The sequence below is a fragment of the Mesorhizobium sp. M7A.F.Ca.CA.004.12.1.1 genome (assembly GCF_003997835.1).
In the GTDB taxonomy this organism is placed as follows: domain Bacteria; phylum Pseudomonadota; class Alphaproteobacteria; order Rhizobiales; family Rhizobiaceae; genus Mesorhizobium.
The window spans coordinates 1-9,922 of the sequence record NZ_RZRK01000152.1; the positions used below are offsets into that span (position 1 = coordinate 1).

At 61.7% G+C, this 9,922-nt stretch carries 10 protein-coding genes; 9 read left to right on the forward strand and 1 reads right to left on the reverse strand.

Translation table 11 applies throughout. The annotated features are described in order from the left end of the window. From EN984_RS10680 to EN984_RS10720, 9 genes are all read left to right on the forward strand, one after another. Positions 1–1,249, forward strand: a 1,249-nt coding sequence (locus EN984_RS10680; protein ID WP_245480053.1) for an N-acetylmuramoyl-L-alanine amidase, incomplete at its 5' end; no start/stop codon positions are given. 1 nt (position 1,250) lies between these two features. After that, complete coding sequence (locus tag EN984_RS10685; RefSeq protein WP_127272598.1) at positions 1,251–1,433, forward strand: hypothetical protein; 183 nt, start codon at positions 1,251–1,253, stop codon at positions 1,431–1,433. Between the two features lie 30 nt (positions 1,434–1,463). Then, positions 1,464–3,920 carry a penicillin-binding protein 1A gene (locus EN984_RS10690; protein ID WP_027039214.1) on the forward strand — a complete coding sequence of 819 codons (2,457 nt, stop codon included), beginning with the start codon at positions 1,464–1,466 and terminating at the stop codon, positions 3,918–3,920. Positions 3,921–4,038: 118 nt separating this feature from the next. Next, a protein-coding gene (gene prfB, locus EN984_RS10695) for a peptide chain release factor 2 (protein ID WP_127272597.1) occupies positions 4,039–5,170 on the forward strand; the annotation gives its coding sequence in 2 pieces (ribosomal slippage) (positions 4,039–4,104 and positions 4,106–5,170; 1,131 coding nt in all). A 79-nt stretch (positions 5,171–5,249) separates the two neighbouring features. Beyond that, positions 5,250–5,669 carry a GFA family protein gene (locus EN984_RS10700; protein ID WP_127270927.1) on the forward strand — a complete coding sequence of 140 codons (420 nt, stop codon included), beginning with the start codon at positions 5,250–5,252 and terminating at the stop codon, positions 5,667–5,669. A 286-nt stretch (positions 5,670–5,955) separates the two neighbouring features. Further along, entirely contained in the window at positions 5,956–6,333 is a 378-nt protein-coding gene (locus EN984_RS10705; protein ID WP_023812122.1) for a hypothetical protein, read from the forward strand. 158 nt (positions 6,334–6,491) lie between these two features. Next, positions 6,492–6,860: a GFA family protein gene (locus EN984_RS10710; RefSeq protein ID WP_024503891.1), complete on the forward strand. Its 369-nt coding sequence runs from the start codon at positions 6,492–6,494 to the stop codon at positions 6,858–6,860. Positions 6,861–7,036: 176 nt separating this feature from the next. Next, positions 7,037–7,687 (forward strand): OmpA family protein, encoded by a 651-nt coding sequence (locus EN984_RS10715; protein ID WP_013531371.1) that lies wholly within the window; start codon positions 7,037–7,039, stop codon positions 7,685–7,687. Between the two features lie 227 nt (positions 7,688–7,914). Continuing rightward, a complete protein-coding gene (locus tag EN984_RS10720) occupies positions 7,915–8,520 on the forward strand; it encodes a hypothetical protein (RefSeq protein ID WP_127272004.1) in 606 nt (201 codons plus the stop codon). 73 nt (positions 8,521–8,593) lie between these two features. Here the strand turns inward: EN984_RS10720 and EN984_RS10725 are convergent. Beyond that, a partial coding sequence (locus EN984_RS10725; RefSeq protein ID WP_164765433.1) for a DEAD/DEAH box helicase occupies positions 8,594–9,922 on the reverse strand: 1,329 nt, incomplete at its 5' end.

Consider the following 9,922-nt stretch of genomic DNA (forward strand, 5'->3'; position numbering starts at 1 on the left):
CTTCACAGACAAGGGATGTCGTGTCTGCGGCCGGATCCTGGCCGCTTTCTGCCTCTTGCTGCTGCTGGCGGTCTCATCTGCCTTGTCCTCAAAAGCCAATGCCGCCGACGCTCCGCTCGTGGCAAAAGGTTACAAGATGGCCGGCGATGCCACCAAGATGCGCATCGTCATGGACTTCGATCGCGAACCCGATATCAAATGGTTCCTGCTGCGCGGTCCCAACCGTCTTGTCATCGATCTCGCGAATACGAGATTCGCCGTTGATGCCAAGGATTTGAAGGCGCGGGGCCTGGTCAAGGGCGTGCGTCTGGGCGCGCTTAGCGAGGGCGTTTCGCGGCTGATCCTCACCGGCAAGGGTCCCTTTGCCGTCGACAAGCTCGACGTGCTCAAGAACGAGGACGGAACCGGCTACCGCATTGCCATCGACATGTCGGCGGCATCCGAGCGCGAGTTCGATGTGGCGCTGGCCAATCAGGCGCTGACCACCGGATCGACCGTTTCGACCGACAAGGGAGGGCGGGTCGGCACCGGACCGGTTTCCAATCCGGGTCATCGGTTCACCGTCGTCATCGATCCCGGCCATGGCGGCATCGACGGCGGTGCCGAGGGCCTGAACGGCACCATCGAGAAGAATGTCACGCTGGCCTTCGCCACGGAGCTGCGCGACAAACTCGCAGCCGTTGGCAATTATGATGTGTTCATGACGCGCGACACAGACGAATTCCTGCGTCTTGATGACCGCGTGCGCATCGCCCGTCAGCATGAGGCCGACCTGCTTATTTCGATCCATGCCGACACGATCAGCGTCAAGGGCATTCGCGGCGCCACCGTCTACACCGTCTCCGACAAGGCTTCGGACCCCGAGGCGCAGGCGCTTGCCGACCGAGAAAACCTCTCCGATCAGTTCGCCGGCATGGAAATCAAGAACGACAACAAGGAAGTCACCGACATCCTGATCGACCTGATCCGCCGCGAAACGCACAATTTCTCGATGAGTTTCGCCCACACGCTGGTTGGCCAGTTGTCGACCAGCGTCGGCCTCATCAACAATCCGCAGCGTTCGGCGGGCTTCAAGGTGCTCAAGGCACCCGACGTGCCGTCGGTGCTGGTCGAACTCGGTTATCTCTCGAACGCCAAGGACGAGGCGCAGTTGCTCAACGCCGACTGGCGCGGCAAGGCGGCCCAGAGTATAACCAACGCCGTCGCGCTGTTCGCGTCGGCCAAGGCCGGACCGGGAACCGGAGGTTGACATGACCGGCGGCGCCTGCAACCAGAGGCGGCGTTGCGCGACGACAACACCCAATGCTTTTTATTTCCTGCTCGCGACCGCGAAATCAGGCATTGCCGTATTTTGTCCACATGGCGGCGACAAGGGTTTTCGATTACGGATTGGGACCGGCTCGAAAGCTTGCGCGAAAGGCGGCTTCGTTTAGGAAATTCCCGAACCAAGGACTGGAGCGGGTATGATTCGTCTCATTGGCTATTTTTTCGGCATCGGCACGACGCTGGCCCTTTTGGTCGCGGCGGGCGTTGCGATCTACATCGGCCATTTGTCGAAAGATCTGCCCGACTACGAGGTGCTGGCCAAATACGAGCCGCCGGTGACCACCCGCATCCATGCGTCGGACGGCGCGCTGATGGCCGAATACGCGCGCGAACGGCGCCTGTATTTGCCGATCCAGGCCATACCGGACCGCGTCAAGGCGGCCTTCCTGTCGGCCGAAGACAAGAATTTCTACAATCACCCAGGCATCGATGTGACCGGCCTCGGCCGCGCCATCATCGTCAACCTGCAGAATCTCGGCTCGGGCCGGCGTCAGGTCGGCGCCTCGACGATCACCCAGCAGGTGGCGAAGAACTTCCTGTTGTCCTCGGACCAGACCTACGAGCGCAAGATCAAGGAGATGATCCTCGCCTTCCGCATCGAGCAGGCCTATCCCAAGGATCGCATTCTCGAGCTCTACCTCAACGAAATCTTCTTCGGCTTCGGCGCCTATGGCGTCGCCGGTGCGGCGCTGACCTATTTCGACAAGTCGGTCAACGAACTGTCCGTGGCAGAGGCCGCCTACCTGGCTTCCCTGCCCAAGGGGCCGAACAACTACCACCCTTTCAAGCATGCCGATCGCGCGATCGAGCGTCGCAACTGGGTCATCGACCAGATGGTCGAGAACGGCTACGTCACGCGTGAGGAAGGCAACAAGGCCAAGGCCGAGCCGCTGGGCGTGACGCCGCGCCGCAGCGGCACCTATCTGTTCGCCGGCGAGTACTTTACCGAAGAGGTGCGCCGCCAGATCATCGCCCGCTACGGCGAGAACGCGCTTTACGAAGGCGGCCTCTCCGTCCGCACCACGCTCGATCCGAAGATACAGCTCATTGCCCGCAAATCGATGCAGAACGGGTTGATGAAATACGACACGCTGCGCGGTTATCGCGGGCCGGTAACATCGATCGACGTGTCGGGCGACTGGGGCGTGCCGCTTGGCGCCGTCAAGGGGCTGGAGGATGTTCCCGAATGGTCGCTCGCCGTCGTGCTCGACAGTTCGGCGACCGGGCTGTCGATCGGCCTGCAGCCCGCACGGCAGGCGTCGGGCGAGATCGTCAAGGAGCGCGTCGAAGGCACCGTCAGCAAGGAGGACATGGGTTTTGCCATGCGCCATGTGGTTGCCGGCAAGACCGTCAAGGCCAAGTCGCCGGCGGAGGTGCTGAAGCCGGGCGACGTCATCTTCGTGCAGAAAAACGATGGTGCCGATGGCGCCTACAGCCTGCGCCAGGTGCCCGAAGTGGAAGGCGGCCTGATCGCCATGGACCCGCACACCGGCCGCGTGCTGGCCATGGTCGGCGGCTTCTCCTATGCGCAGTCCGAATTCAACCGCGCCACGCAAGCCATGCGCCAGCCGGGCTCCTCGTTCAAGCCGATCGTCTATTCGGCCGCACTCGACAATGGCTATACGCCGGCCTCGGTGATCATGGACGGGCCGATCACGATCCAGAGCGGCAACACGAGCTGGACGCCGAAGAATTACGACGGCACCGTTGCCGGTCCGGCGACCCTGCGCTCCGGCATCGAGAAGTCGCGCAACCTGATGACGGTGCGGCTTGCCAATGACATGGGGATGAAGCTGGTCGTCGAATATGCCGAGCGCTTCGGTGTCTACGACCATCTGGCACCCTATCTACCGATGGCGCTGGGTTCCGGCGAAACCACCGTGATGCGCATGGTGTCGGCCTATTCGATCATGGCCAATGGCGGCAAGTCGATCAAACCGTCGCTCATCGACCGCATCCAGGACCGCTACGGCAAGACGGTGTTCAAGCAGGACGAACGTGGCTGCCAGGGCTGCAATGCGCCCGAATGGCAGAACCAGCCGGAGCCGGAACTCGTCGACAATTCCGAGCAGGTGCTCGATCCGATGACGGCCTACCAGATCACCTCGATGATGGAAGGTGTCGTGCAACGCGGCACCGGCGCCACCATCAGTGAACTCGGCCGTCACATCGCTGGCAAGACTGGAACGACCAACGACGAAAAGGACGCCTGGTTCATCGGTTACACGCCCAACCTCGTCGTCGGCCTCTACATGGGCTACGACACGCCGCGCGGCCTTGGCCATGGCGCCACCGGTGGCGGCCTCGCAGCCCCGATCTTCAAGGACTTCATGCGGGTGGCGCTGGACGGCACGCCCAATGTCGATTTCAAGGTGCCCGAAGGCATGAACCTGGTCGCCATCAACCGCAAGACCGGCATGCGTGCCGCATCGGGCGATCCGGGCACCATCATCGAAGCCTTCAAGCCGGGTACCGGTCCCGCCGACAGCTATTGGGTCATCGGCATGGGCGCCGACGGCTCCAATGCCACCGGTGGCGCGTTGTCACCGCAGGCCAACCAGGCCATCCAGTCCGGCGGCGGCGGCCTCTACTGACGATTTTCATGAGCGGATGGGCTGGCCTTGGCGCCAGCCCATTTTGCTTTACAGCCGGCGGCGGCCTGCCTATGTATCGCGCCGACCGACTTCAGCAAACAGGACAGAACAGCCAGCCATGCGCGCGGAAACGCAGAATATTGTCGACGAGATCAGGCAGGCGATAACCCTGCTGAGGAGGCATCTTTGACTGGGATCAGGCCATAAAGCGGCTTGAATACCTTAATGTGCGCGCCGAGGACGCCAGCCTCTGGAACGAGCCGCTGGAAGCGCAGAAGCTGATGCGCGAGCGCCAGGGCCTGGAAGAGGGCATCGCCTCGGTGAAAGGTCTGACGCAGGCGCTGGAAGACAATATCGGCCTGATCGAGCTCGGCGAGGAAGAGCGCGACGAGGGGGTCATTGCCGAGGCCGAAGCCGCGATCCGCTCGATGCAAGGCGAAGCGAAGGCCCGCCAGGTCGAGACGTTGCTGTCGGGTGAAGCAGATTCCAACGACACCTATCTCGAAATCCATGCCGGTGCCGGCGGCACCGAAAGCCAGGACTGGGCCTCGATGCTGCTGCGCATGTACACGCGCTGGGCCGAGCGTCGTCGCTTCAAGGTCGAAGTGCTGGAAATGCATGACGGCGAAGAGGCCGGCATCAAGTCGGCCACGTTGATGATCAAAGGCCACAATGCCTATGGCTGGATGAAGACGGAATCGGGCGTTCATCGCCTGGTGCGTATTTCGCCCTATGACAGCAATGCGCGCCGGCATACGTCCTTCGCCAGCGTCTGGGTCTATCCGGTCATCGACGACACGATCGAGATCGACGTCTCGGAATCGGATGTCCGCATCGATACTTATCGCTCGTCCGGCTCGGGCGGCCAGCACGTCAACACCACCGATTCGGCGGTGCGCATCACGCATCTGGCCACCGGCATTGCGGTCGCCTGCCAAGCCGAACGTTCGCAGCACAAGAACAAGGCCAAGGCCTGGGAGATGCTGCGCTCGCGCCTTTACGAGGAAGAGCTGAAGAAGCGCGAGGCAGTTGCAAACGCCACCGAAGCGTCGAAGAGTGATATAGGCTGGGGTCACCAGATACGCTCCTATGTGCTGCAGCCCTACCAGCTGGTGAAGGATCTCCGCACCGGCGTCGAGAGCACCAGCCCGTCGAGCGTGCTCGATGGCGACCTCGACGATTTCATGGAAGCCTCGTTGTCGCAGCGCATCGAAGGCGGTGCGGGCGAAGCCGTAGCAGACCTGGATTAGGATATGTCCATGTTCAGGTGAGGCTAGCCTGACCTCAATCTGAACATACCCCTGCGCACCACAGCGACGGAGGAGTGGGTTGCCGAGCAAGCTCACCGGAAAGTGCTTCTGCGGCGCGGTTCACTACGAGGTCGCCGACGAATTCCTCTATGCCGCGAATTGCCATTGTTCGAACTGCCGGCGCACCACCGGTTCGGCCTTCAAGCCTTTCGCCGGTATCGAGCGTGAAAAGCTTGTCCTCACCGAAGGCGGGGACAAGCTCCTGATCTTTGGCGACGAAAGCGGCCATAACGCGCATTGCGGCCGGTGCGGCTCCTTGCTTTATTCGCTGGTGCGCGACGGCGCCTACGTCCATGTCGCCATGGGAACGCTCGTCAACGACCCGTCCATCCGCCCGACCGAGCACATCTTCGTCGGTTCGAAGGCGGGCTGGTTCACCATCACCGATGACCTGCCGCAGCATCAAGAGCACGTGATTGCCGGCTCTGACCAGCAATAGGCTGGAACCACAGCGGGCCAATTCCGTTTATTCGACGCCCGTTTGCCGGGAATTGACCTTGGCCTCATCTCGTCGGCGGTAGCGGATACCTGACGTCTATAGAACGATGTCGGGAATGCATCTTCTTGCGCCGACCAAGGAATCAGCCCAGCATCCAAACGCTGGGAGAGAAAAAGCATTTATGGCCGGACGCGGCATATCTGCGACCCGACGATCCGGCCACTGGGAAGATACGTTCCGGGAACGGGCAAGCGAAACGCTTGAGCTCGTTTGAAAGGAACGCGTCATGTCTGCTGCCACACTCAGATCGGCCAATGCCGTTCAACCGGCTGGCCGACTTTTGTTTTCCCTGTTCGCGATCGGCGCGATGGCAATGCTGACGGCACCCGCCTTCGCGCATGACGCCACACCCACGGCGGCAAAGCCACAGGGCTGGAGTTATCCGTTCGCATGCTGCGCCAACTATGATTGTCGCACGACCCATACAGGCGAAGTGCTGGAGAAACCCGAGGGCTATGTCATCGCCGGAACGGGTGAGATCGTTCCAATGACCGACAAGCGTGTCAAGGACAGCCCGGACGGCGAGTTCCATTGGTGTGCGCACCAGGCGGGCCTCGACGCCGGCAAGACAATCTGCCTGTTCGTGCCGCCGCGCTCCTATTGACGACAGGACGGCGGTCGGACGTCCGCGGTCGCGTGTGACCGGGACCGCAGGCCGGGTTTGCGCAGTTCGGGTGATGCCTGCTGACAGACAGTTGTCAGGAGCACCTCTTTATGCTGCCTTTGCCGCACGGGGTGGCGGGCGACAGGAGGAGTTCGTTGATGACCATCAAGGCAAGCTGTCATTGCAAGGCGACGACATTCGAGGTTTCGCAGGCACCGCAGACGGTGACGCAATGCACCTGTTCTTTCTGCTCGAAGCGCGGCTCGCTCTGGGCCTACTACGTGCCTTCGCAATTCAAGCTCACCAGCCCGATGGAGAACGTCTCTTTCTACCGCTGGGGATCGAAAACCGTAAAGCACGGTTTTTGCGCCACCTGCGGCTGCGGCACCTTTACCGAAACGCCGGACTGGTCGACCGGCGAGCCGGATTTCGACAATCCCAAGATCAGCGTCAACTCGCGACTGTTCGACGATTTCGATCTCGACAAGGTCGAAGTGGTGGTCATAGACGGCAAGAACCTCTGGTAGCCTGATCCGAACGATTGCGGCCCGGCGATGCGGCGCTATCACTGTGTATCGGTCCCTCGGGAAAAGCCGTGAGCGGCGCTTTTGCCGTTCCGCTTTTCGCCGCAATTCGTGGTACAAGTCGCGGGAAGGGCTGATTTGGCGCCACCGCAAGGCGTGACTTGGAGAGGGACCATCCTATGAAAAAGACTGTGCTCGTCGTCGTGGCGACGGCTGTGCTCGTGAGCGCCTGCACCACCACCGATCCGTATACGGGCGACCAGAAGATTTCCAACACGGCGGCCGGCGCCGGCCTTGGTGCCCTGGCGGGTGCAAGCCTTGGCCTGCTTGCCGGCGGCAACGACCGCCGCAACGCACTGATCGGCGCCGGCATCGGCGCGCTGGCCGGCGGCGCCATCGGCGCCACCATGGACCAGAACGAGGCCGAACTGCGCCGGCAGCTCGAGGGCACCGGTGTCAGCGTCACCCGCAGCGGCGACCAGATCATCCTCAATATGCCGTCCGACATCACCTTCAACTCGGACCAGGATGCGGTGAAGCCCGGCTTCTACCAAGTCCTGAACTCTGTCGCGCTGGTGCTGAAGAAGTTCAAGCAGACCACGGTCGACGTGTTCGGCCACACCGATTCGACCGGTGGCGACCAGCACAATTTCGATCTGTCGCAGCGTCGTGCTTTGGCGGTGGCGAACTATCTGTCCGGTCAGGGCGTGGATCAGCGACGCTTCGCAGTCACAGGCTTCGGCAAGACGCGCCCCGTCGCATCCAATGCCACGGCCGAAGGTCGCGCCCAGAACCGCCGCGTCGAGATCCAGCTTTCGCCGCTCACCTGATTTGTACGGCAAACCAATGCGAAACGGCTCCCATGGGGGGCCGTTTTTGTTTGAGCGGATATTGGTGTTATTCAATTAGTTATTCCTAAAATACATCTTTCCCGCAGCTATGGAAAGGAATAGCATCATCGCTGTTCCTGAGGGGATGAGGCGGTGTCACTGGCCGCGCAATCAGCATTTTTCCGCCTCGGTCTTGCACGGCCAGATCAGAAATCTGGGAGGAATGCATGACAAGAACAGCCAGCCTTGGGCGCTGCGGCGTCCTCGTTTTGACAGGTTTGGTAGGCGCGTGGCTGAACGTTGCTTCGGCTCGCGCCGAGGACGCCAACAAGGCCGACATCGAAGCCTTGAAGAAGTCGCTCGCCAAATATGAGGATTACACCGCTGCCGTCCGCGACCTCTATCTGTCGACCGTCGGCTGCGTCCACTACAGCGGAGAAAAGATACCGGGCGCGATGGACTACCCGAAGGGCGCCATGGGCATCCACTTCGTCAATGTCCCGAGTGTCGGCCAGAAGCTTGATCCGATGAGGCCGAACGTGCTGATCTACGAGCCGACCAAGGAAGGCCTGAAGTTGGTCGGAGTGGAATGGCTGGTGCCGCTGACGCCGGACACCAAGGAGCCGCCCAAGCTGTTTGGCCAAACCTTCATGGGACCTATGGAGGGGCACTACCCTCTCATCCCGAAGGAGTTCGTCCATTACGACCTTCATGCCTGGCTCGGGGACAACCCGAACGGCATGTTCAGTCCGACGAACCCGAACGTGAAATGCAACAAGGCCGAGTTTCCGATGCTGGAAAAACCGACCAAGATGATGCCTGGGCCGATGTAACGGGCGAGCCAGGCTGAAAGAGCTTTGCCGAGAAGGCAGCCGAGTGGCCGGCTCGCCTTCGAAGCGGTCGGGATCAGACCTTGGCGACGATCCGCATGAAGGCCGGCATGTCGTCGCCGAAGCCAACGGTGGAATCATTGTCTTCCTGGTGGCGTTGGCGGGCAGGGCGGCTGTTGTCACGCTGTGGCCGGGTGTCGCCGCGTTCGGGTGCGCGCTGTTCATTGCGATCGGATGATTTGCGCTCGGTGTTTTCCGAACGGATCGCTTCCTTGCGCGAACGCCGTTCGCCGATGTCGGCGGCTGCGGCCTCGGCCACCGGCTGATCCTCGCGGACTGTTTCCGGTGCGGCATCTTCGCTGCGCTTGGCGTGGCGTTCGCGCGGTTTGCGCTCGCCGCTCTTTTCCCTGCCGCGGTCGTCGTCCTTGCGGCCGGCACGGCGCGGCGCGCCCTTGCCACGGCGCGGAGCATCGTCCTCGCCTTCGCTGGCAACCACCGTCGACAAGTCGCCGTCATGCCACTCGATCTTGTTGCCGATCAGACGTTCGATGGCATCGATGTATTTGGTGTCAGATTTGGTCGCGATGGTGAAGGATTTTCCGGAGCGTCCGGCGCGCCCGGTGCGGCCGATACGGTGGACATAGTCCTCGGCGTGGATCGGCACGTCATAGTTGAAGACATGGCTGACATCGGGAATGTCGAGGCCGCGCGCGGCAACGTCGGAAGCGACGAGGTAGCGCAGCTTGCCGTCGCGGAAATTGGCCAGCATCTGCATGCGCGCGCGCTGGTCCATGTCGCCATGCAGCGCACCGGCGTCGAAATCATGCTTCAGCAGCGAGCGGAACAGCTCCGACACTTCGACCTTGCGGTTGCAGAAGATGATGGCGTTCTTCAGTTCTGCGTCTTCGGCCTTGATCAAATTGCGCAGCGTCTCGCGCTTGTCCCATGGCTTGGAGCCTGATTTGACCAGCCGCTGGATGATGTTGGTGGCGGCGGATGCTGCCTTCGAAACCTCGACGCGGACCGGCGCGTGCAGGAACTTTTCGGTGAGCTTGGTGATTTCGGGCGGCATCGTCGCCGAAAAGAACAGCGTCTGCCTGGTGAACGGGATCATTTCGCAGATGCGCTCGATGTCGGGAATGAAGCCCATGTCGAGCATGCGGTCCGCTTCATCGATGACGAGGATCTCGACGCCGTTGAGCAACAGCTTGCCGCGCTCGCGGTGATCGAGCAGACGGCCGGGCGTCGCGATCAGCACGTCGGCGCCACGCTCCAGCTTCTTGTCCTGTTCGTCGAACGACACGCCGCCGATCAGAAGCGCGATGTTGAGCTTGTGGTTCTTGCCGTATTTGACGAAGTTTTCCTCGACCTGAGCGGCGAGCTCGCGCGTCGGCTCCAGAATGAG